Below are 20,589 nucleotides of genomic sequence, written 5' to 3'. Positions count from 1 at the left end.
GTGACAACCAGCCTGCGCGCGATCGCCTGGTTGGACAGACCTTCGGCGACGAGGGCGAGGACCTCGCGCTCGCGGGCCGACAAAGCGTCCACCGGGTGGTCCACCCGGGGGCGGGCCAGGAGCTCGGCGACGAGGGTCGGATCCACCACCGTATGTCCCGCTACCACCCGCTCGAGTGCCTCTGGACCGTCGACGTGGAGTCGGCGTCGGGCGAACCCGATCGCGAAGGACCGCGGACCCACGTCGTCGACGGGGACCGGATCACCTTCGTCAGGGGACGGCGACGTCACCTTGCGGAAGGCCGGCAGCATGGAGCTCGGCGACGAGTTCGTCTGGACGACGAAGCCGTTGGCTCTGACCTCCTGAGCGGACCCGCTCGGCGCGCGACCGAGGTGCGCGCGGCGTACCGTCGGACGCCCAGCGTGAGGCAGCCGCGCCGGCCGATGGCGGACCCGATCGAGGTGCCATGCAGCTGCTGCCGCAGACGGTCGACGCCCTGCGACGACTCGGCGAGTCCTCCGAGGTCGATCTCCTCGCACTCGTGGCTGACGCCGGCGATCGCGTCGCGGCCGAGGTGCCGTCGTGCCTCGGCTTCAGCTACTGCCTGGGCACCGAGGACCTCACCTTCACCGTGGTGGCGACGTCCGCAGAGTCCGCGGCCATGGACTCCGCCCAGTACCTCGACGACGGTCCCTGTCTGCAGGCGGGCCGCGACGAGGTCGAGGTCGGGATCGACGACATCCTCGATGAGGACCGCTGGCAGCAGTTCGCCTCCACGGCGGCCGGTCGCGGCGTGCGCAGCTCGCTGTCACTGCCCGTCCTGGACCACGGCACGCTGGTCGGCACCGTCAACTTCTATGCGGCTCGGCCGCGAGCGTTCCGCGGGCACGAGGCCCAACTCGCGGCGATCGTCGGGGCCAGCGCCCACCGGGCCATCTCGAACGCGGACCTCGACTTCCGGTCGCTGGACGACGCCGTGGTCGCGCCCACGCACCTGGACGAGCTCGCCGTGATCAACCAGGCGCTCGGGATCCTCGCCCACTCACGACGGATCGGCATCGACGAGGCTCGGACGGTCCTGCACAGGGCGGCCGAGCGTGCCGGGCTCGGGGACGCCGACGTCGCACGGACCGTGGTGGGCACGTGAGCACCACCGCAACGAGGAGTCGACCATGAACGAGACCGCCCGGATCCACGCGATCACCGAGCTCCAGACCCTGCTGCTGGGGACCGCCGGCGTGGAGGAGTTCGTGGAGGGTGTCGCACGGGCCGCCGCGCGCAACGTCGGGCCGGCGACCTCCGCGACGATCACCTTGCGCCGCGACGGGCGGCCCACCCTCGTCGCGGCGAGCGACCCACCCGCTGCGCTCTGCGACGAGGTCGAGTACGCGGCCGACGACGGACCGTGCCTGACCTCGATCGACGTCGGTCACCTCGTGCACGTCCCCGACATCGAGCTCGAGACCCGATGGCCGCAATGGAGGTCCGCGGCGAGGGCCAACGGGTACGCCTCGGCCGCCGCCCTCCCCCGCGACGTGCGTCCCGGCGTGCAGATCGCCCTGAACCTGTATGCCACCGACGCGCACGCCTGGGACGACGCGGCGATCGCCGTCGCGGACATGTACGCCGACGAGATCGCCCGGACGATCGCGCTGTGCCTGCGTAGCGCGGACCAGGTCGAGATGAACGCCGACCTGCGCGCGGCCCTGGTCTCGCGATCCGTGATCGACCAGGCGATCGGGGTGGTGATGGCGGAGAACCGCTGCACGGCCGACGAGGCGATGTCGATCCTGCGCAGCGCGTCGCAGCACCGCAAGGTGAAGCTGCGTGAGGTCGCCTCCGTCATCGTCGAGGCCGTCACCGGCAGCCCTCCACGCGAACGCGACACGTTCCGGCAGCGCGTGTGACGCCCGCTCGGGTGGCGGGCCCGGCACAGCAGGCTTAGCGTCCGTGGTGCTGGTCGACGTAACGTCGCCCCGCAGACCGTCGCCCGGGACAGGACACGTCGCCGGACATGGGACTAGGTGTGCAGCGCTGCGTTGCGCGCACGCCGCGGACAGCTGGATCCCCGGGAAGCGTCATCGACGCCCCGATCACCCCATGCGGACGGTCGCACGGCAGAAACCCGTGACGACGTCGGATCCCCCTCGGCGCTGTCGCGCGTTCTCGCGTCGCCTGCCGGGCTCGGCGTCTCGTCCGCCAGACCATGCGAAGCGAGACCACCATGACCGAGGACTACACCAGCAGCTACCCCCGCTCCAGCGGGGAGCAGCCCAGCACGGCCGACACCGCCAAAGAGCAGGCGACCGATCTGAAGGACAAGGCCGCCAACGCAGGCGGCCACCTGCTCGGCGAGGCCAAGGGCGAGGCCGCGGCGGTGACGCAGGAAGCGCGCCGGCAGCTCTCCGACCTGTGGTCGCAGGCCCGCGACGAGGTCTCGGGCCAGGTGGGCACCCAGCAGCGCCGGCTCGCCGGCGGCCTGTCGTCGGTGGGTGACCAGCTGACCCAGATGGCGGCGGCGCCGACCGAGCAGAACATCGCCACGGACGTCGCCCGCGAGATCGGCGACCGGGTCACCGCGCTCGGCAGGTGGCTCGAGGACCACGGTCCCGACGAGGCCCTCGACGAGGTCCGCGGCTTCGCCCGCCGCCGCCCGGGCACGTTCCTCGTCCTGGCGGCCGGGGCCGGCGTGGTCCTGGGGCGGCTCACCCGCGGGCTCAAGGACGCACCGACCCCGCGGCCGACGACCGGTCCGAGCACCCCGACGCTCAGGACCACCATGCCGCCGCCCGCGTACACCGTCCCGATGGACGAGCCCCGCCGCACCGACGAGCCGGTGACGCCCGTGCCGGTGCCCGCCGCGAACATGTGGAACCAGCGATGACCGAGCCGCTGGACGCTCCCCCGCGTCAGTCGGTCGGCGACCTGCTCGGCGACGTCACGCGCGACCTGTCGACGCTGCTCCACCAGGAGGTCGAGCTGGCCAAGGCCGAGGCCCGCCAGTCGGCGAAGGCGGCAGCCAAGGGCGGCTCCATGTACGCGGGTGCCGCCGTCGCGGGCCACTTCGTCCTGCTGTTCCTGTCGATCGCCCTGTGGTGGGCGCTCGGCGACGCGCTCGACTCCTGGGGTTGGTCGGCCGTGATCGTCGCCGCCGTCTGGGCGATCGTCGCCGCCGTCCTGGCCGCTCGCGGCCGGGCCGAGTCCCAGCGCGTCGCCGGGTTGCCCCGTACAACCGAGTCCGTGAAGAAGATCCCGAACGCCCTGCAAGGTCACGAGGAGAAGAACGCATGAGCACCGACCCGGACCAGATCCGCGAGGACATCGAGCGCACGCGTGCCGAGCTCAGCTCGGACGTCGACGCGCTGACCGACAAGGTGAGCCCGACGCAGGTCGCTCACCGACAGGCCGACAAGGTCCGCGACGCGGTGAGCGACGTCAAGGACCGCGTGATGGGCGGCGTCTCCCACGGCGCCGGCACCGCGGGCTCGGCCGCCTCCAGCGTCGGCGACGCCGCATCCCACGTCGGCGACGCGGCCGCTCAGCTGCCGCACGCCGCCAAGGACAAGACCCGCGGCAACCCGCTCGCCGCCGGGCTCATCGCCTTCGGCGCCGGCTGGCTGCTCTCGTCGCTGCTGCCCAGCACTCGCCAGGAACAGCAGCTCGCGCAGTCCGCGAAGGAGCAGGCAGCTCCCCTGGTGCAGGAGGCCAAGGACGCCGCCCAGGGGCTCGCGGACACCCTGCGCCAGCCGGCGCAGGAGGCAGCGGAGGCCGTCAAGGACCGGGCGACCGAGGCCGGGGCAACCCTGCGCGACGAGGGCCGCTCCGTCGCGGCCGACCTGCGCTCGGACACGACCGACGCGGCCGACACAGTCCGTGGTGCCCACTCCGCGGACGGGCACCAGACCGGCTACTAGGAACCCGCGCGACGGGGCACACCGTGGTGCCCCGTCGCGCGGTCGACCGTCGAGCACGACCCTCCGGGAGACCCGCGATGACCACCCATGACACGAGCAGCACCCGGAGCACCGAGAAGGACGCCGCACCGGCGCCGGAGGACCCGCGCAAGCCGGACTCGCCCGACGACATCACCAAGCGGTCGTGGATGTACGTCGTGCGCAAGACGCTGCGAGAGTTCGGCCGGGACCAGTGCACCGACCTGGCCGCCGCGCTCACCTACTACGCCGTCCTCGCGATCGCGCCCGCACTGCTGGCCGTCATCTCGGTCCTCGGCCTGGTGGGCGACCCGCAGAAGATGGTCGGCGACGTCCTGAAGATCGCCGGCGACGTCGGCGTGTCGTCGGTCGACGACACCCTGAATCCGATCCTGACCCAGCTGACCGATGCTCCCGCGGCCGGCTTCGCCCTGGTCCTCGGGCTGGTCCTGGCGCTCTGGTCGGCGTCCGGCTACGTCGCCGCGTTCAGCCGCGGCATGAATCGGGTCTACGAGATCGACGAGGGCCGCCCGATCTGGAAGCTGCGCCCCGTCCTGCTCCTCGTCACCGTCGTCCTCGTGGTTCTCGCCGTCGCCGTCGTGGCGGCCGTGGTGCTCTCGGGCGGCGTCGCGCGCGCGGTGGGCGCCGCCATCGGGCTCAGCGACGTCACGGTCACCGTGTGGAACATCGTGAAGTGGCCGGTGATCGTCGCCCTCGTCGTCGTCGCGATCGCGATCCTCTACTACGCGACGCCGAACGTGCACCAGCCCAGGTTCCGCTGGATCAGCATCGGCGCGATCGTCGCGCTCGTCGTGTGGGTGCTCGCCTCGCTCGCGTTCGGGTTCTACGTGGCGAACGTCGCCAGCTACGACAAGACCTACGGCTCGCTGGCCGGTGTGATCGTGTTCCTGCTCTGGCTGTGGATCACGAACCTGGCGCTCCTGTTCGGCGCGGAGCTCGACGCCGAGGTCGAGCGCGGCCGCCAGCTGCAGGGCGGAATCGAGGCCGAGAAGACCATCCAGCTCCCGCCGCGGGACACCCGCGCGAGCGAGAAGAAGCAGGCCAAGCAGGAGGAGGACGTGCGGCTCGGTCGCGCTCTGCGCGAGTCGCGCGGAGCCGACAGCACGACGGACACGGACAGCTGACGAAGGAGATCTCATGTACCTGCACGTGCAGCGACTGATCCACGACATCGAGGCCGACGAGCCAGACCCGGCCGCGGCCAACGCCCTGCAGGAGGGGCTCGGGGGCCAGTTCGGCGAGATGCGGACGATGATGCAGTACCTCTTCCAGAGCATCAACTTCCGCGGACCCAAGGCCAAGCCGTACCGGGACCTGCTCCAGGGCATCGGGACCGAGGAGATCAGCCACGTCGAGCTGATCGGCACCACGATCGCGCGCCTGCTCGACGGGTCACCGCGGTACAACGGCAAGAAGTCCGACCCGCTGGACAAGCCCGGCGCGAGCGGGGCGACGCCGCTGGAGTCGGCGCTGGACCAGGGCAACATCCACCACTACCTGGTCGCCTCGCAGGGCGCCCTCCCCGTGGACTCCGCGGGCAACCCGTGGAGCGGCTCCTACGTCTACAACTCCGGGAACCTCGTGCTCGACCTGCTCTACAACCTCATGCTCGAGTCCACCGGCCGGCTGCAGAAGTGCCGCATCTATGAGATGACGGCGAACAAGACCGCGCGCTCGACGATCGCGTACCTCATCGTGCGCGACCAGGCGCACGAGAACGCCTACGCCCGTGCCCTGGAGACCCTCGGCGTCAGATGGGCATCGGTCCTACCGATCCCGAAGACGAACGCCGAGAGGTTCCCCGAGGTCAAGAAGCTGGTGGACCTCGGGCTGCAGAGCAAGCAGTACACCTTCGACCTCACCGCCTCGTCCGAGGCCGGCCGGATCTTCCAGGGCATGTCACCGTCGAAGGACGGCACCGAGCTGGACGCCACCGAGCAGGCACCTGAGGGCGTGCCGTCCACCATCGCCGTCGAGCGGTACGAGGAGTTCTCCCCCGGCCTCGACACCGACCTGCTGGCGCTCATCCAGGCGACGGCCGACCTCGAGATGGCCGAGATGCAGCCTCCGCTCTACGGTCCGGTCGAGCCCGTGCCGGCGGGTCCGAAGGCGACATGACGTGGCCGGAGCCGTGACCGCCGGTCGTCCGCGAGCGTCGGTCACGGCTCCGACGGGAGCGGCCAGGGGGCGAACGCGTTGCGCACCCCGCGCACGGCCGGCGCGAGCTCCGGGTAGTGCCGCACGATCACGGACGACATGTCGTTCCCGTCGATCCAGGACATGCCCTCCGGTGTGTAGATCTTCGAGGTGAAGTCGACGCCGAAGAACCGGTCGCTCTTGAGCCGCCGGGACGCCATGAGGACGAAGATCCGGAACGCGGTGTCGCTGAACCCGAAGCCGCGCGGGAGCTGCTCGCCGAGCATCCCGACGGCCAGGTCGACGTCCTCCAGGTTGTCGTCGTAGATCTCGCGCAGCTGCGCGACGGTCTCCGGGTCGTCGCCGAGCTCGTCGAAGCTGCTCACGGGGGCCATGTGCATCAGGCGCCGGAACTCGTTGTACCGGGGCACGCCGCGCTCCCGCGACCGCAGCACGTCGATCGCGGCGAGGTCGATCTGCTTGCCGTCGGCGCGATCCAGCCGGCGCATGAAGCGGGGGTTGTTGTGCAGGCGCAGCGCCCCGGGGTTGGCGACACCGAGCGAGAAGAACACGTTCGACGCGGAGGCTCGCTGCAGGACCGGCCGCGAGCTCAAGCCGTGCAGGTCCGTGAACTGCAGGTTCTCCCGGACGGCGCCCGTGACCGCGTCGCGGATCTCGTAGTCGTCGGGGATCAGGGGGTGCATCCGGTACACCGCGACGAACTCCTCGGTCATCGCGTACGGCACGCCGTGATGGTCCGTCGGTGACCCCGGGATGCCGCTGACGAGGTCGCTGGAGCTGAGCCGCCCGATCAGGTCGTGCACCCGCTCCTCGGCCAGGCCCCACCAGTTGGCGCGCATCGCGATGTGCAGCGCGGGATGGCCGAGGATCGCGGGCGTCCACTCGACGGTGTGGATCTTGGCGATCAGGGCCGCGTTGATCAGGCGCGCCTTCTCGAACAGCTGGTCGTCGTTCCACGAGGGGTACGACGCCGCGAGCCGGTCGCAGATCGCGTTGTGCTCGCGCATGAAGAGCGTGTGCATGAGCTCCAGCCCCACCCACCAGCCGTCCCGGCCGCCCGAGGTGCCCAGCAGGGCGGGGTCCACGTCGATGAGGCCGTCGGCCCCGATCCGCACGCGACCCCCCGCGCCGGTCCGGATCGCCTGCTCGAACTCCGGCACGCTCCCGTAGATCTGGGACGCGTCCCACCAGTGCGTCTCGGTGTTGACGAACGTCGCCGACCCGTCAGTCGCGTGGTTGGTGGGGTCCTTGGGCGTGCTCGGCCAGACCATCGGGTCGTCCGGCCAGTCGTCGCCGGCGGGGCGCGGGACGTGGATCGGGTGCTCCATGTCGGTGCCGTGGCTGAACCAGTCGCGCGTCTCGAACTGGAGCCACGCGGCCGCGAGGACGTTCAACGTGGTCGCGGGCTTGAACTCGTCGCGCTGGAGCAGGACGGTGCTGATGGTCCGGGGGTTGGGGGTGAACAGCCGCGGCGCCACCTCGGGCTTGGTCAGCTCCAGCGGGACGTTGCGGCCGAACCGTGTCTTCGCCATGCCCATGGCCGGGTGCGCCAGGTCGTTGTAGGAGCCGTCCGTGGTGCGAGCGACGAGGTGGCGTGGCGGAGCGGGGACGGGCGCCGTGACGCCCGACCCCTTCGTGGTGCTGAACAGGTTGCGGGCGCGGAGCGTGTTCCGGATGCCGATGAGCGCGAGCACGCCCAGCAGCGTCGGGAACCTGTGCCAGTGGTGGCGCTTGTCGAGCCACTCGACGACCTTGCCGAACGTGGACTGATTCCGCATCGCTCCCCCGAACCCCGTGTCGTGACGTGCGTGCTACGCAGCGGGACCGCGACGCGCGCGGGCTGCGAGGTAGTGGAGTGCCCGCAGGCCGGGCAGGAAGAAGTAGGCGCCACCGCGCACCTGGACGAACTGCGGCAGGTCCCGGTACCTGTGCCGGACGGGGTGCCCGGGGACCGTGAACGACGAAGGCCCACCCGCCCGGGAGCCGATCAGCGGGTCGTCCGGGTCGTCCAGCGTCACGAACGCGTTGCCGTTCAGCCAGCCGTGCTGCACGAACTCGAACTGGCGGGCGAGGTTGGCGTTGAGGCACAGGAAGTAGAGGCCGCGCTCGTCGCCGTCGGTGTACGTCCGGCCGCGCCGGACCAGCCGGTGCGTGCGCACGCCGCGGAGCGACGACTCGGTCCCGGGACTCGGCGGCAGCGAGTCCCGGGGGTTGGCGCGCCGGATGTGGGCGCCGACCGGGCACCTCAGGCCGGTCGGGTCGGGGTGGTGGTAGCCGAAGTCGTTCGCGTCCGCGAGGTCGGGGTCGTCGGCGGCCGGCGCCAGGACGACGGGCGCGCCGCTGGGCCACCGCCCGACGATGCGCGCAGCGAGGTGCTCGGCCTCGGCGGCGTCTCCGTCCGCCGCCTCGCGCACATAGCCCCAGAAGCCGTCGACGTCCTGGCGCAGCTGGCGGAACACGAGGTACGTGCCGTTGCGTCCGAGGTCCGGAGCACCGGAGCGGTCGCGGCTCAGCATCCGCTCGGGGTCGGCGGACGCGGGCAGCAGCGGCCGCTCGGACTGCTGGCCGTACTCGTTGCCGTAACCGAGCACGAACTCGCCGGGCCGGAGCGCCTCCGCGGGGTCGGGAGCCCCGGTCACCGAGGCGATCGTCGGCTGCGAGACACCGTCCTTGAACCCGAAGGGCTCCCGGTCGCTCAGGTCGTCGGCCCCCAGGACCTGCTGCACGCGGACGCCGTCCTGCACGGCCCGGGCGCGGACCTCCGCGACGAGCGCGGCAAGCGTCGGGGCGTCCTGGGCGTACAGGAGGAGCAGGAGGTGGACGGGCTCCGCGCCCGAGCGCCCCCACAGCCATCCGCGGGGATCGTTCGTCCCCGTGTCGCCCAGGATCCGGCTGCGGTACTCGGTGTCCATCCCGGTGCGGAACGGCTCCGAGAACCCGTCGGGAAGGTCGTCCCACTCGGTCAGGCTGCGGACCCCGTCGTGCGTCAGGGCGACGTTCATCGCCCGATCGGTCGGGCTCTCGTCGCCCGCGGTGACCCGCGGCGCAGCCCACCGGGCCAGCCGGCGGAGCCCGTCAGGCGTCGGCGCGTGCAGCAGGACGTACGCGGCGCTCGGGAGCTTGCCGTAGCCGCGCACCACCAGCCCCTGGATGTCCGACAGGTCGAGCAGCCCGCTCGTCGGCGCGCTCACATCGCCTCGAGCCATCGCGGGTCCTGGGCGCGCAGCGCGCGACGGACGTCGGCGTTCCGGTCGATGTGGATCGCCGCGAGCGTCGGGTACGCGGAGTAGAACACGACGGTCGGGACCAGGTGCCTGCGCAGGTAGTGCTTGTACGCGATCTCGTCCTTGGCGCCGCCGAAGAACAGCCAGCGCGTCCGCGGGAAGCCGACGCCGTTGCCGAAGACGAGATTGATGCCCCATGCCAGCCGGGAGATGAAGTCGTCCATGTAGCTCTCGAGGTTGCCGTCGTAGCTGCTGGCGAAGATGAACCGGCGTCCACCGTCGACCGGTTGCCACCGAGCGAAGTGGATGGTCCGGACCCCGGAGAGGTTGTCGCGGTACATGACGAGGCGGAACGCCAGGTCGAGCCCGAGCAGTGCGCCGCGCATGGTGAGACGTCGCACGACCCCGGGCTTGACGAACCCGACCCCGGTGAACGGGTTCTGGACCCCGTGGTCCTCGTAGCGCCGGACCGCGTCGACGTGCCCGACGTCGACCGCTCCGCTCTCCTGCGTGTCGCGCAGCTCAAGGACCCGCACGACGAGCACCCACGCGACGAGGAACGGTCCGACGACCGGGAGGACGACGAGCAGGGCGACGGCGATGGCGACGAGCGTCGCGATCCGGAGCACCCCGTAGACGAGCCCAGGAGTCGCGGGGTGGCGGTGCGCCCACGACAGGTCGGGGCGCTTCTTCATCGCCCGGTACACGGTGTGCGCGACCTCGTCGGCCGAGGTCCGGCCGGCGGCCGGCAGCTCGTCGAGCACGACCTCGACCTGCTCGCGCAGGTAAGCCTCGCGCTTGATCTGCTCCACCGGGCGGTCGGCGGTGTGCCGGTAGTACGCGTCCGGCCGCAAGGAGTGCTCGTGCAACCACACGAGCCGCGCTGCGGCGTCCGGCGCGCTCGGGTAGCCCAGGCAGTGCCCGAACAGCGTGTGCACGTCGGACGGCAGTGCACGGAAGTGGCGGTCGGCCGACCCGTCGACGTCGGCCATGTAGACGATCGACGCCGGGATCGGGTGTCCCGCAGTGTCGACGACCCGGTCGAGGACGAAGACGCGGGCGAAGTGGACCGTGCCCATCGCGTCGAAGTCGTCGACCCGGATCTGCGGCAGGAAGTCCCGAGCGGCCTGTTCGCGGTCAGCGACGAGCTCCGCCTGGACGCACACCGCTACCTGTGCCGGCATGCCACCACCCCTGGGACCATGAGCCTCACCTGTCGCGAGCCGGTTTGGTGGTGCTACTTGGACCCCCGCTGCCGGAGCGTGAACCAGGCGACGCGCCAGTGCCACAACCAGACGACACCGAGGTAGAGCCCGGGGCCGACGAGACGGATCTCGTCGCGGACCATGTGGGCCACGCGCGAGGTGCGGGAGTAGTCGATGAGGACGATCGGGTCGCCGTCGACCCAGCTCTCCGCCGTGGACAACGTCGCCTTGATCAAGCGCAGCCGGAACGGGCTCACGAGGTTCTTCAGGCCGGCCTGCTCGGCGTCGACGACCTTTCCCTGCCAGAACAACGCTCGGGCAACTCTCGAGATGGGCTTCACCGCTCGGGTCCCCGGAAAGGCGAGGACCGTCCCGCGCAGCTTTCCCCTGGGGATGGGGCCCGGAGGGCTGGCGCGGAACAGATCGTCGAGGAGCGCGTTGCCGAGGCGCATCAGGGTGGCCTCGGTGCTCGTCCGCTGGCTCGTGGCACTCCTGCCCGACATGGTCGGACCTCCCCTGCCCGCAGGCCGGCGGTTCGAGCTCGGCCTGATCGCTCTCCACCCTGCCCCCGCCGCCGAGGCTTGTAAAGGCGCAAACCGGTCGATACCGGGCTGTGCGCGCGGACGTTGACAGCGCCCGGTGCCGGTGCCAACGTGGCACGGGAGTCGATCAGGGGGGACGCCATGGCGCCATCGAGCGTGGCACGCCGTTCGGGTCAGATCCTGGCCGTCGTCCGCATCGTCAACGGCACGCTCGGCCTCCTGGCTCCCCAGGTGCTCCTGGGGCGGCTGTCCACGGACGAGCAGGCGGCCCGGGCGGGCATGTACCCGTTCCGCATGTTCGGCATCCGGACGATCCTGCTGGGCATCGAGCTGCTCACCGCGGACGACGTCTCGCGACGCAGGCTCGCCCGCCTGGCCGTCCTGATCCATGCGTCGGACACCGTGTCCGCCGTCGTCTCCGGCATCCGCGGGGACCTGCCGCCACGGGCCGCGGTCACCACCACGCTCATCTCCTCGGGCAACACGACGCTCGCGATCCTCGCTGCCCGCGGCTGAGAGCGGCACCCCTCGTGAGCCCGCCGCACTCGCCGATCGCGAGCTCCAACGCCAGCCACCCGCAGCCGCGCGCCAATACCGGTGCGGCCTGGCGCGACGTCGCCTCGGACACCGCCATGGCGCTGCTCCGGGCCGAGCGTCGCGTCGACCCCTTCGTCCGACCGGCCTTCGATGCGCTGCTGAAGGGCCCGCTCGAGCGGCTCGCCACCTCGCTCATCAACGTCAGGCGCAGGGACGAGCACCTGGCGATCGCAGAAGAACGACTGATGGCCGACGAGGAGAGCTTCACCGACTCGATCGTGCGCAGCTTCACGCAGCAGATGACCGACCTCTGGAAGCCCGGCGGCTTCGAGCGCGGCGGCAACACGAAGACGCAGGGCATCTGCCGGGGTGAGCTCACCGTGCACGACAACCTGCCCGAGCACATGCGCCGGGGGATCTATGCGAAGCCGCAGACCTTCAAGGCGTGGGTGCGCTTCTCGGGGCCCGGTCCGTACATCACGCCGGACATCGACGACATCGGCTTCATGAGCATCAGCATCAAGCTCATGGGCGTCGAGGGGCCGAAGCTGCTCGACGACGAGCTGCACACGCTCGACATGTTCGGGGTGTCGACCGCCACCTTCGTCACTCCCGACGTGAAGGCCAACGCCGCGCTGCAGCACTGGAGCGTGAAGAACGCGCAGCTGTTCTACTTCCTCAACCTGCGCGCACCGCACGTCCTCGGCCTGATCATGCAGTCGCTCTACACCAAGACCCAGAGCAGCCCGTTCGAGGCTCCGTACTTCAGCTGCGTGCCGTACCTGATGGGCGAGGGCCAGGCGATGTCGTACTCCGTCTGGCCGACGTCGAGCACGAGGACACGGATCCCACGCCTGCCGTTCCGGCCGCCGGACGACTACCTGCGCGACGCGATGGTCGCGTCCCTGGCGGAGGGCGACGTGGAGCTGGAGGTGCGCGTGCAGATGCAGACCGACCCGCACCTCATGCCGATCGAGAACGCCGGGGTGCTGTGGCCCGAGAGGCTGTCGCCGCGCGTGCCCGTCGCCACGCTCCGCCTGCCAAGGCAGACCTTCGACTCCCCCGCGCAGATGGAGTTCGCGAAACGGCTGTCCTACAACCCGTGGCACACGATCGCCGAGCACCGTCCGCTGGGGAACCAGAGCCGGGCGCGGAAGCGGATGTACTGGGAGCTGTCGCAGCTGCGGCACCGGATGAACGCGGTGCCGCACTACGAGCCGACGGGGGACGAACGCTTCACGTAGGACACGCGCCCGGCGCTCAGGGACGCACCGGGTAGCGCAGGTGCGTCACGCCGACGCCCTGGATCACCGTCGGGTTGCCGAGGGTGGCCGGGGTGCTCGCGAGGTGGTCGAACAGCCGGACCCCGGAGCCGAGCAGCAGCGCAGCGATGTCGACGGAGATCTCGTCCAGCAGGCCGGCGTTCAGAAGCTGCTGGATCGTGTCGGCGCCGTGGACCCCGACGTTTTTCCCGGCGGCTGCCTCCTTCGCCTGACGGACCGCGCTCTCGAGCCCGTCGGTCACGAAGTGGACGGTCGAGCCCGGCCGCGGCCAGCCGGCGGGGACCTTGTGGGCGAGGACGAACGCCGGCCCCCAGGCGTGGTTCCCGCCCCAGCCCTGGGCGACCTCGAACGTGCGACGTCCGGTCAGCACGGCACCCAGCCCGGACGTGAGACCGCGGATGTGCGCCGCGCTCGGCTCGGACACGGAGAACGTCATGGGGTCCGAACCGCCCGTGCGGATCTCCACGTCCCCCGAGGTGTACCAGTCGAACACCTCGGCCACACCGTCCTCGGGGTCGGCGACGAAGCCGTCGAGCGACATGGACATGATGGCGACGACCTTGGTCATCCGATGCTCCTCAGTTCCAGGCGGTCCCGACGACCACCTTCCACCACCTCCACGAACCGCACCACGCCGATCCGACAGCTTCGCCGGCACGAGTGTGCGTGGCCGTCGTCGCGCGCGAGCCCGCCCGCCGGTGCTGGGATGGCTCCATGGGACGCGTGACCGTAGTGACCGGAGGTGGCCGCGGCGTCGGGCGGGCCGTGGTGGAACGCCTGCTCGCGGAGGGCGAGGCGGTCGTGGTCATCGAGGTCGAGCCCGACGCGGTGTCCTGGCTTTCGGCCGACGGTCTGACCGCAGCGGTCGTGGGCAGTGCCGGCGACCCCGAGGTGGCCGAGGCCGCAGCCGACGCGGCGGAGCGCCTCGGCACGCTCACGGGGTGGGTGAACAACGCGGCGATCTTCCGGGACCCGGACCCCGACAGCGGTCCCGCGGAGCTGCTCGAGCTCGTCGTGACGAACCTCGCCCCGACGCTCGTCGGGACGGCCGTGGCCGCGCGCCGGTTCCGCGGACCGGGCTCGGTGGTCAACGTCTCGTCGCACCAGGCGCAGCGGCCGGTGCGTGGCTCGCTCCCCTATGCGACCGCGAAGGCGGCGATCGAAGGTCTCACCCGCGCCGCCGCAGTCGAGCACGGGGCGCGGCAGGTCCGCGTGAACGCGGTCGCACTCGGCTCGATCTCGACGGCCCGGTACGACGTGTTCCTCGACGCGCTCGAACCGGTGCAGGCACGCCGCGTCGAGGACGAGATGCGGCGCCTGCATCCGCTGGGGCGGGTCGGTCGCGTGCAGGAGGTGGCGGCCACCGTGGCCTACCTGCTCTCCGACGCCGCGTCCTTCGTGACGGGCGCGATCCTCCCGGTGGACGGCGGTCGCGCCGTGCTCGGACAGGACCCCGAGTCCACCTGAGGGGATCGTGCCCACCGACGGACCGGCCGGGGTTCTCAGGAGCCGGCGGTCGGGACGAACGTGGCGGTGGTGACCATGTGTTGCAGCTCGGTGCGCTCCTGCGGGCTGGCCCCCGGCAGAGCCCAGGCGTCGAACACGACGCGCTGCCCCTCGGCATCGACGATCCAGAGCATGTCGACCTGCCCGGGAGCCTGCTGCCACCGGCCCGGCCAGCTGAAGAACTTCCCACCCGGGCAGGCGGCGATGTCGACGTCGACCGGCACGCTCAGCTCGACGTAGAACCCGTCGTACCCGCCGATCGTGACCGCGACCGGATCGGTGCCCGCGCGCATCGGCTGCGCCGCCAGGGCGTCGGCGAGGTCGGCCGCCGTCGGTCCGACGGCGACGGTGCGCCGGCTCGGGTCGCACGGGTGGGAGTAGACGCTGTCGACGTCCCAGATCCGCAGCATCCGGCCGTCGGCGTTAGCGTCGCCGCCGACCGTCACACCCGCCGCGTCGTCCGTCGCGGTGAAGCCCTGAGGCACCGCCACCACCGGGAGCACCGGGGACGACAAGGGCGCGTCCAGCACGGGGAACGCGTACCGACCCGGGTCCAGCAGCGTGCCGTCGCCCCACGGCAGCGACGAGTACGTGGTCGGGGCCGGCGCCGCCGGGGCAGCCGTGGTCGGGAGGAGCTGGTCGACGACGACGGCGACGACGGCGAGGGCGGCCACGGCCCCGACGGCTGCCGTCGCGACCCGGGCGCGCCGACGACGGCGGACCCGGCCCACGATGTCGTCGGTGCGATCGACGAGCGGGTTCGGAGGGACGACGTCCCGCTCCTGGCGCAGCAGCTCCTCGAGGTTCATGTCACTCCTCCTCTCCGACGGGTGTGAGACTCACGGCGAGCTTCGCGTTGGCGGCGTGCAGGTGACGCTTCACCGCTCCGGGCGAGACGCCGAGGTCCTCGGCGATCTGCGGCACGGTGAGATCGGCGTAGAAGCGCAGCACCACGCACGCCCGTTGGCGTGGCGGCAGCGCGGCGAGCGCGGAGTCCAGGTCCAGGTGCTCCGGGGTCGCCTGGTCGGGCCCGTCCGTGGAGACCTGAGCACCCAGGAGGTGCTTCACCGCGCCCCAGCGCCGCCGCCTGCGGTATCCGTCCAGGTAGAGGTTGAGGACCGTCTTCCGGACGTACGCCTCCACGTTCTCCAGCGCCGCGAAGTCGCCGGGGCCACCGCCCTGCGGCCGACGCGTCGTGGCGAAGACCCTGACCAGCGCGTCCTGGACCAGGTCCTCCGCCTCGCGCCGGTCGCCGCACAACAGCGTCGCGTAGCGCACCAGCGCGCCGCCACGGTTGCGCACCAGGTCCGTGAGGACCGGCTCCCAACAGTTCATCGCGGCCCCCTTCCGGTGGGTGAGGCCGTCACAGAGGTAGACGAGCCGCTGCAGAGAAACGTTGAGAGGCCGCCACGATCTGGTGGTCCCGGTCTACTCCTGTCGGGCGCCGACCGGGACTGCCCGTGCGCGTCAGCCCGCGAGCCGGGCGTCCGTCCGTGCGCGGTGCACGTGCGCCCGGTGGACCAGCCACCACGTGAGGGCGCCCGCGACGATCGACGCGGGGATCCATAGCCACGTGCTGACGGGGATCAAGACGATGTTCGTCGTCAGGATGACGCAGTCGCCGGCGTCCGGGCACGAGCCGCACTGCCCGAGCGGGGCCGTGGCCGCGGCCACCAGCGCCGCCACGACGACCGCGGCCACCGTCGCACTCGCCGCACCGGTGCCGGTCGGGGCCATGCCGGGACCCTAGTGGCCCGGCGGCGCGCGCGGCGAGAGACTCGGGGCGTGTCCGACCCGACGCCCGAGACCGAACGGCTCGCGCAGTACCGAGCCAAGCGGGACCCGGCGCGCACGCCCGAGCCCGTCCCGGCCGTGGGCTCGAGCCCACCCTCCGGTGACGGCCGGAGCTTCGTCATCCAGGAGCACCACGCCCGCGCGCTGCACTGGGACTTCCGCCTCGAGCGCGACGGGGTCCTGGTGTCGTGGGCCGTCCCGAAGGGGTTGCCGCAGGACCAGAAGACCAACCACCTGGCCGTCCACACCGAGGACCACCCGCTCGAGTACGCCACGTTCGAGGGCGAGATCGGCGCCGGGGAGTACGGCGGCGGCCACGTCACCGTCTGGGACCACGGCACGTACGACCTGGTGAAGTGGTCGGAGCGGGAGGTGCAGGTGGTGCTGCACGGCGAGCGCGTGCAGGGCAGGTACGTGCTGTTCGCCACGCGCCCGAAGGGCAGGCCGGCCGACGCACCCGACGACGGGAAGAGCTGGATGGTGCACCGCATGGATCCCCCCACCCGACCGGACTGGGAGCCGCTGCCCGCCCTCGTGCGCCCGATGCTCGCCGTGCCCGGCGAGCTGCCGACCGACGACGACGGCTGGGCGTTCGAGATGAAGTGGGACGGGGTGCGCGCCGTCGCGTACGTCGATGGCGGGCGCGTGCGGCTGATGTCCCGCAACGACCTCGACATCACTCGCTCGTACCCCGAGATCGCCGGCATGGGCGAGCAGCTCGGGTCGACGCCGGTCGTCCTCGACGGAGAGCTGGTCGCCTTCGACGCGGGCGGTGCCCCGGACTTCGGGCGCCTGCAGCAGCGGATGCACGTCGCCGACCCGTCCGCCGCACGGCGTCTGGCCAGGTCGGTGCCGGTGGTCTACCTGGTGTTCGACGTCCTCCATCTCGACGGGCGTTCGACGGTCTCGCTGCCCTACGACGAGCGGCGCCGTCTGCTCGAGGGTCTCGGCGTGGCCGGGCCGTCGTGGCAGACTCCCCCGTCCTTCGACGGCCCGGGACAGGACGTGCTGACCGCGAGCCTCGAGAGCCGGCTCGAGGGGGTGCTGGTCAAGCGACGGTCCGCTCCGTACCGTCCCGGCAGCCGCTCGCCGGACTGGGTGAAGGTGAAGCACGTCCGCATGCAGGAGGTCGTGATCGCGGGCTGGCGGCCCGGCAAGGGGAACCGCGCCGACACGATCGGGGCGCTGGTCGTCGCGGTCCACCGGGACGGGGAGCTGCGCCCCGCGGGCCGGGTCGGCACGGGGTTCACCCGCCGGATGCTCGACGACCTGCTGGTGCGCCTGCGGGCGCTCGAACGGCCGGCGCCGCCGTTCGAGGGGCGGCTGCCGGCGGCGGAGTCACGCGACGTCCACTGGGTCCGACCCGAGCTCGTCGGCGAGGTGGCCTACACCGAGTGGACCGATGACGGCCGCCTGCGCCACCCGGCCTGGCGCGGCCTGCGGCCGGACAAGAAGCCCGGCGAGGTCGTGCGCGAGGACTGAGACCGGCGGGTCAGTCCTCCCACGGCGCGGTCTCGTCGAGCTTGGCGTAGTACTTCGCCAGGTGGCTCTTGATGCGGTCACGGTCCCTGTCGGGGACGTCGACGCCGCCGCGGGAGCCCTGCATCACCGCGGCGGCCGCGAAGACGCCGCGCGGGACCGCCTTCAACCGCCCGTCGACGACGTCCGCGATCAGCAGCTTGTACGCGGTGAAGTTCTCCTTGGAGTCGGCGTCGTACCAGACGTGCGCGTCCCGGTACTTCTCGTTGGGCCCGTCCTCGGCCTCGGCCCAGGCGCGGACCCGCTTCTCGGCGGCGTCGCCGTCCCACTCACGGTCACGGTCGGCCAGGGGGAGGTCGCCGAATGCGGTCACAGCCATGTCAGTTCCTCTCAGTCGGTGGGTGCGGCGGCGCGGAGCTTCTCGAGCAGCGGCCCGGCGGCCGTCGCCAGGAACTCGTCCTGCCCCTCGTCGCCGATCTGCACGAGCGCGATGTCGGTGAACCCGGCCTCCCAGTACGCGGAGACCGCCTCGACGACGGCGTCCAGGTCCGGGCCGCACGGGATCTGCTCGGCGACGTCGGACGGGCGCACGAACTGGCTCGCGGCGTCGAACGCCTCCGTCGTCGGGAGGTCGGCGTTCACCTTCCAGCCGCCGGCGAACCAGCGGAACTGCTCGTGCGCCCGGGCCACGGCCTTCTCACGGTCGGGGTCCCAGCTGATCGGGATCTGCCCGATCTTGCGCGACTCCGGCAGCGCGTGGCCACGAGCGTCGTCCCAGGCCCGGATCGCGTCGGCGTCGGGCTCGACGGCGACCAGGTGGTCCACGAGGGTGGCGAACCGCGCGATCGAGTCGGGTCCCGAGACCGCGGCACCGATCTGGATCGGCTCGTCGGGCACGTCCCAGACCTTCGCCGAGTCCACCTGGAAGAAGTCGCCCGCGATGTTCACGCGGTCGCCCGTGAGCAGCGCGCGGATGATCTCGATCGCCTCCTCGAGCATGTCCTGCCGCTCGCCGACCGCGGGCCACCGCTCGCCGACCACGTGCTCGTTGAGGTTCTCCCCCGCGCCGAGGTTGAGCTGGAACCGGCCGTCGGACAGCACCCCGAGCGTCGCGGCCTTCTGCGCGACGACGGCTGGGTGGTACCGGATGGTCGGGCAGGTCACGTAGGTCATGAGCTCCACGCGCTCGGTCGCCTGGGCGACCGCGCCCAGAAGAGTCCACGCGTACGGGGCATGACCCTGCTCGTCGAGCCAGGGGAAATAGTGGTCGCTGGCCACCTCGAAGTCGAACCCGAGGCGCTCGGCGGCGATGGAGTAGCGGACCAGGTCCTTCGGTCCGGACTGCTCGGTCATGAGGGTGTAGCCAAGACGTGTCACCTGTCGACCGTCGCACCCGGCGCGCTCCGTCGCATCCGGTCGAGCGCCGTGCGCCACCTCAAATGCCGTGCCCCGACGCCTGGATCGCGCCTAGGTTGCGAGGGTGACCAGCCGACTGAGGGCTCTGACCGTCGAGGCTCACGACCCCGCCCGCCTGGCGAGCTTCTGGGCAGCACTCCTGCGACGGGACGTCGTCCAGGACCCGCTCGATCCGCTGGGTGCGCGGGTGCAGGGCTCCGACGACCAGCTCGGGCTGCGGTTCGTCGCGAGGCAGGCGGACGAGGTCGATCCGCGCCGGATGCACCTGCACCTGACGAGCACCGACGCGGACGACCAGCGACGCACGGTCGCACGAGCGCTCGAGCTCGGCGCCGACCACCTCGACGTCGGGCAACTCCCCGAGGAGCAGCACGTGGTGCTGGCCGATCCCGAGGGCTACGCGTTCTGCGTGATCGAACCCGGCAACTCGTTCCTCGCCGGCTGCGGCTTCCTTGGCGAGCTGACCTGTACGGGCCCCCGGGACGTCGGCCTGTTCTGGGCCGAGGCGCTGGGCTGGCCGCTGGTGTGGGACCAGCATCAGGAGACGGCCGTCCAGTCCCCGCTCGGAGGCACGAAGGTCTCCTGGGGCGGCGAGCCCCCGGCGCCCCGGCACGGGAGGGACCGCCTGCGGTTCGACCTCACCGTGCCCGACGAGGACGCGGCCGCCGAGGTGGACCGACTGGTCGCCCTCGGAGCCGTGCGACTGGGCGGCGCCGGCGACGGCACGCTCGCACTCGCCGACCCCGACGGCACCGAGTTCAGCATCCACGTCGGCGGCTAGGCGACCGCCCGGTCCGCGGCCGGCACCGACCGCGGACCGGACCGACCTCAGCCCTCGGTGCCGGTCACGCCGATGTAGACGGCCGGGTTGCCGCGCGGGTTGAGCAGCACCACCGGGGCGATGCACCGCTGCGGCAGAGCCACCGTGGCGTGGATCTTGGCGTCACCCGTGGACGAGAACGGCACGACCGCCGTCGTCGCCACCACGGCACCGTTGCACGCGACGCTCGCCGAGACCGTGGTCACCGGGTTCGCGCCCGTCGACGTCAGAACCAGGCCCTCGACCTTGACGTCCAGCCGGCCGTCGTGGCGAAGGCGGGCGTCGCCGTCGCCGATCACCCAGTCCGCACCGCCGGGTGCCACGGGCGCCGCCGGCCCGAACAGCACCGGATCGGTGGTCAGGCTGCCCGCCACCTCAGCACTCAGGATGGTCCGCCCACCCCCACCGCCGTGATCGCCGTTGGCGAAGGCCGCCGGAGCCCCGGCCAGTCCCACGGTCAGCACGACTGCCGATGCCACTGCTACGCGCCTCAGGATCGTCTTCATCGTCAACCCTTCCTCCGCGAGCCCACGACGGGCCCGACATGAGTTGAGACGAGACCGCGGGACCACGGGTTCACCGGCGCCCGAACCCCGGCGACGGCGGTGCGCGGGACCTTCTGCCCTATCCGTCGAGGCCGGCCCGGCGAAACGTGGGCGTGAGGACCCCACCA

The 20,589-nt window shown here is 71.8% G+C and carries 23 protein-coding genes and 1 pseudogene; 12 read left to right on the top strand and 12 right to left on the bottom strand.

Features of this window, described 5'->3' with window-relative positions:
- Positions 1 to 32 precede the first annotated feature (32 nt).
- Positions 33 to 311, bottom strand: a pseudogene (locus AC1DWH_RS00485) (hypothetical protein); the annotation flags it as partial.
- Between the two features lie 155 nt (positions 312 to 466).
- Here AC1DWH_RS00485 and AC1DWH_RS00480 point away from each other — a divergent pair.
- The 7 genes from AC1DWH_RS00480 (at position 467) to AC1DWH_RS00450 (ending at position 6,071) form a co-directional block, all read left to right on the top strand.
- Positions 467 to 1,147, top strand: a complete 681-nt coding sequence (locus AC1DWH_RS00480; protein WP_456845286.1) for a GAF and ANTAR domain-containing protein — start codon at positions 467 to 469, stop codon at positions 1,145 to 1,147.
- A 25-nt stretch (positions 1,148 to 1,172) separates the two neighbouring features.
- Positions 1,173 to 1,907, top strand: coding sequence for a GAF and ANTAR domain-containing protein (locus tag AC1DWH_RS00475; RefSeq protein WP_477092013.1), 735 nt, complete (start codon positions 1,173 to 1,175; stop codon positions 1,905 to 1,907).
- 317 nt (positions 1,908 to 2,224) lie between these two features.
- On the top strand, positions 2,225 to 2,884 hold the full coding sequence (locus tag AC1DWH_RS00470; protein ID WP_477092012.1) for a hypothetical protein: 660 nt from the start codon (positions 2,225 to 2,227) through the stop codon (positions 2,882 to 2,884).
- On the top strand, positions 2,881 to 3,291 hold the full coding sequence (locus AC1DWH_RS00465; RefSeq protein WP_456845283.1) for a phage holin family protein: 411 nt from the start codon (positions 2,881 to 2,883) through the stop codon (positions 3,289 to 3,291). Before AC1DWH_RS00470 ends, AC1DWH_RS00465 begins: the two co-directional genes overlap by 4 nt.
- The gene (locus AC1DWH_RS00460) at positions 3,288 to 3,914 is read left to right on the top strand and encodes a DUF3618 domain-containing protein (RefSeq protein ID WP_477092011.1); all 627 of its coding nucleotides are present in this window, start codon (positions 3,288 to 3,290) and stop codon (positions 3,912 to 3,914) included. The genes AC1DWH_RS00465 and AC1DWH_RS00460 overlap by 4 nt, the downstream gene beginning before the upstream one ends.
- A 77-nt stretch (positions 3,915 to 3,991) precedes the next feature.
- Entirely contained in the window at positions 3,992 to 5,077 is a 1,086-nt protein-coding gene (locus AC1DWH_RS00455) for a YihY/virulence factor BrkB family protein (protein WP_477092010.1), read from the top strand.
- A gap of 13 nt (positions 5,078 to 5,090) precedes the next feature.
- Positions 5,091 to 6,071 carry a manganese catalase family protein gene (locus AC1DWH_RS00450; protein ID WP_477092009.1) on the top strand — a complete coding sequence of 327 codons (981 nt, stop codon included), beginning with the start codon at positions 5,091 to 5,093 and terminating at the stop codon, positions 6,069 to 6,071.
- Positions 6,072 to 6,112: 41 nt separating this feature from the next.
- Here AC1DWH_RS00450 and AC1DWH_RS00445 read toward each other — a convergent pair whose 3' ends face one another.
- From AC1DWH_RS00445 to AC1DWH_RS00430, 4 genes are read right to left on the bottom strand one after another with little or no spacing between them, the layout of a single operon-like run.
- Positions 6,113 to 7,888 carry a peroxidase family protein gene (locus tag AC1DWH_RS00445; protein WP_477092008.1) on the bottom strand — a complete coding sequence of 592 codons (1,776 nt, stop codon included), beginning with the start codon at positions 7,886 to 7,888 and terminating at the stop codon, positions 6,113 to 6,115.
- Positions 7,889 to 7,921: 33 nt separating this feature from the next.
- Entirely contained in the window at positions 7,922 to 9,316 is a 1,395-nt protein-coding gene (locus AC1DWH_RS00440) for a Dyp-type peroxidase (RefSeq protein WP_477092007.1), read from the bottom strand.
- Complete coding sequence (locus AC1DWH_RS00435; RefSeq protein WP_477092006.1) at positions 9,298 to 10,518, bottom strand: hypothetical protein; 1,221 nt, start codon at positions 10,516 to 10,518, stop codon at positions 9,298 to 9,300. The genes AC1DWH_RS00440 and AC1DWH_RS00435 overlap by 19 nt, the downstream gene beginning before the upstream one ends.
- A 53-nt stretch (positions 10,519 to 10,571) precedes the next feature.
- Positions 10,572 to 11,042, bottom strand: coding sequence for a hypothetical protein (locus AC1DWH_RS00430; RefSeq protein ID WP_477092005.1), 471 nt, complete (start codon positions 11,040 to 11,042; stop codon positions 10,572 to 10,574).
- Positions 11,043 to 11,222: 180 nt separating this feature from the next.
- Here AC1DWH_RS00430 and AC1DWH_RS00425 point away from each other — a divergent pair, with 180 nt between their 5' ends.
- Both AC1DWH_RS00425 and AC1DWH_RS00420 read left to right on the top strand, forming a co-directional pair.
- Positions 11,223 to 11,597, top strand: coding sequence for a hypothetical protein (locus tag AC1DWH_RS00425; RefSeq protein ID WP_477092004.1), 375 nt, complete (start codon positions 11,223 to 11,225; stop codon positions 11,595 to 11,597).
- 14 nt (positions 11,598 to 11,611) lie between these two features.
- Entirely contained in the window at positions 11,612 to 12,862 is a 1,251-nt protein-coding gene (locus AC1DWH_RS00420; RefSeq protein ID WP_477092003.1) for a catalase family protein, read from the top strand.
- 16 nt (positions 12,863 to 12,878) lie between these two features.
- On the opposite strand, the gene AC1DWH_RS00415 is transcribed toward AC1DWH_RS00420, so the two are convergent.
- Positions 12,879 to 13,469, bottom strand: coding sequence for a dihydrofolate reductase family protein (locus AC1DWH_RS00415; RefSeq protein ID WP_477092002.1), 591 nt, complete (start codon positions 13,467 to 13,469; stop codon positions 12,879 to 12,881).
- 155 nt (positions 13,470 to 13,624) lie between these two features.
- Here AC1DWH_RS00415 and AC1DWH_RS00410 point away from each other — a divergent pair, with 155 nt between their 5' ends.
- Positions 13,625 to 14,368: an SDR family NAD(P)-dependent oxidoreductase gene (locus AC1DWH_RS00410; protein ID WP_477092001.1), complete on the top strand. Its 744-nt coding sequence runs from the start codon at positions 13,625 to 13,627 to the stop codon at positions 14,366 to 14,368.
- Positions 14,369 to 14,403: 35 nt separating this feature from the next.
- Here AC1DWH_RS00410 and AC1DWH_RS00405 read toward each other — a convergent pair whose 3' ends face one another.
- From AC1DWH_RS00405 to AC1DWH_RS00395, 3 genes are all read right to left on the bottom strand, one after another.
- Positions 14,404 to 15,216, bottom strand: a complete 813-nt coding sequence (locus AC1DWH_RS00405; RefSeq protein WP_477092000.1) for a hypothetical protein — start codon at positions 15,214 to 15,216, stop codon at positions 14,404 to 14,406.
- Position 15,217: 1 nt separating this feature from the next.
- Positions 15,218 to 15,742, bottom strand: coding sequence for a SigE family RNA polymerase sigma factor (locus tag AC1DWH_RS00400; RefSeq protein WP_477091999.1), 525 nt, complete (start codon positions 15,740 to 15,742; stop codon positions 15,218 to 15,220).
- A 132-nt stretch (positions 15,743 to 15,874) separates the two neighbouring features.
- A complete protein-coding gene (locus AC1DWH_RS00395; protein ID WP_477091998.1) occupies positions 15,875 to 16,144 on the bottom strand; it encodes a hypothetical protein in 270 nt (89 codons plus the stop codon).
- A 48-nt stretch (positions 16,145 to 16,192) separates the two neighbouring features.
- Here AC1DWH_RS00395 and ligD point away from each other — a divergent pair, with 48 nt between their 5' ends.
- Positions 16,193 to 17,683 (top strand): non-homologous end-joining DNA ligase, encoded by a 1,491-nt coding sequence (ligD, locus tag AC1DWH_RS00390; RefSeq protein WP_477091997.1) that lies wholly within the window; start codon positions 16,193 to 16,195, stop codon positions 17,681 to 17,683.
- 10 nt (positions 17,684 to 17,693) lie between these two features.
- On the opposite strand, the gene AC1DWH_RS00385 is transcribed toward ligD, so the two are convergent.
- Both AC1DWH_RS00385 and AC1DWH_RS00380 read right to left on the bottom strand, forming a co-directional pair.
- Positions 17,694 to 18,059, bottom strand: coding sequence for a hypothetical protein (locus tag AC1DWH_RS00385; protein WP_477091996.1), 366 nt, complete (start codon positions 18,057 to 18,059; stop codon positions 17,694 to 17,696).
- Positions 18,060 to 18,070: 11 nt separating this feature from the next.
- Entirely contained in the window at positions 18,071 to 19,057 is a 987-nt protein-coding gene (locus AC1DWH_RS00380; protein WP_477091995.1) for a TIGR03557 family F420-dependent LLM class oxidoreductase, read from the bottom strand.
- A gap of 103 nt (positions 19,058 to 19,160) precedes the next feature.
- On the opposite strand from AC1DWH_RS00380, the gene AC1DWH_RS00375 reads away from it, so the two are divergent.
- Positions 19,161 to 19,877 carry a VOC family protein gene (locus tag AC1DWH_RS00375; RefSeq protein ID WP_477091994.1) on the top strand — a complete coding sequence of 239 codons (717 nt, stop codon included), beginning with the start codon at positions 19,161 to 19,163 and terminating at the stop codon, positions 19,875 to 19,877.
- A 47-nt stretch (positions 19,878 to 19,924) separates the two neighbouring features.
- Here AC1DWH_RS00375 and AC1DWH_RS00370 read toward each other — a convergent pair whose 3' ends face one another.
- Positions 19,925 to 20,380 (bottom strand): hypothetical protein, encoded by a 456-nt coding sequence (locus AC1DWH_RS00370; RefSeq protein ID WP_477091993.1) that lies wholly within the window; start codon positions 20,378 to 20,380, stop codon positions 19,925 to 19,927.
- Between the last annotated feature and the right edge of the window lie 209 nt (positions 20,381 to 20,589).

It is taken from the genome of Cellulomonas sp. P2_F12, assembly GCF_056403775.1.
Note: the sequence above shows the minus strand (reverse complement) of the source record. Positions and strands in the feature narration are given on the sequence as shown.

Bases quoted from the DNA above. Each gene is read 5' to 3' on its own strand.
- AC1DWH_RS00480 (WP_456845286.1), top strand. From the start codon at position 467: ATGCAGCTGCTGCCGCAGACGGTCGACGCCCTGCGACGACTCGGCGAG.
- AC1DWH_RS00475 (WP_477092013.1), top strand. From the start codon at position 1,173: ATGAACGAGACCGCCCGGATCCACGCGATCACCGAGCTCCAGACCCTG.
- AC1DWH_RS00470 (WP_477092012.1), top strand. From the start codon at position 2,225: ATGACCGAGGACTACACCAGCAGCTACCCCCGCTCCAGCGGGGAGCAG.
- AC1DWH_RS00465 (WP_456845283.1), top strand. From the start codon at position 2,881: ATGACCGAGCCGCTGGACGCTCCCCCGCGTCAGTCGGTCGGCGACCTG.
- AC1DWH_RS00460 (WP_477092011.1), top strand. From the start codon at position 3,288: ATGAGCACCGACCCGGACCAGATCCGCGAGGACATCGAGCGCACGCGT.
- AC1DWH_RS00455 (WP_477092010.1), top strand. From the start codon at position 3,992: ATGACCACCCATGACACGAGCAGCACCCGGAGCACCGAGAAGGACGCC.
- AC1DWH_RS00450 (WP_477092009.1), top strand. From the start codon at position 5,091: ATGTACCTGCACGTGCAGCGACTGATCCACGACATCGAGGCCGACGAG.
- AC1DWH_RS00445 (WP_477092008.1), bottom strand. From the start codon at position 7,888: ATGCGGAATCAGTCCACGTTCGGCAAGGTCGTCGAGTGGCTCGACAAG.
- AC1DWH_RS00440 (WP_477092007.1), bottom strand. From the start codon at position 9,316: ATGGCTCGAGGCGATGTGAGCGCGCCGACGAGCGGGCTGCTCGACCTG.
- AC1DWH_RS00435 (WP_477092006.1), bottom strand. From the start codon at position 10,518: ATGCCGGCACAGGTAGCGGTGTGCGTCCAGGCGGAGCTCGTCGCTGAC.
- AC1DWH_RS00430 (WP_477092005.1), bottom strand. From the start codon at position 11,042: ATGTCGGGCAGGAGTGCCACGAGCCAGCGGACGAGCACCGAGGCCACC.
- AC1DWH_RS00425 (WP_477092004.1), top strand. From the start codon at position 11,223: ATGGCGCCATCGAGCGTGGCACGCCGTTCGGGTCAGATCCTGGCCGTC.
- AC1DWH_RS00415 (WP_477092002.1), bottom strand. From the start codon at position 13,469: ATGACCAAGGTCGTCGCCATCATGTCCATGTCGCTCGACGGCTTCGTC.
- AC1DWH_RS00405 (WP_477092000.1), bottom strand. From the start codon at position 15,216: ATGAACCTCGAGGAGCTGCTGCGCCAGGAGCGGGACGTCGTCCCTCCG.
- AC1DWH_RS00400 (WP_477091999.1), bottom strand. From the start codon at position 15,742: ATGAACTGTTGGGAGCCGGTCCTCACGGACCTGGTGCGCAACCGTGGC.
- AC1DWH_RS00395 (WP_477091998.1), bottom strand. From the start codon at position 16,144: ATGGCCCCGACCGGCACCGGTGCGGCGAGTGCGACGGTGGCCGCGGTC.
- AC1DWH_RS00385 (WP_477091996.1), bottom strand. From the start codon at position 18,059: ATGGCTGTGACCGCATTCGGCGACCTCCCCCTGGCCGACCGTGACCGT.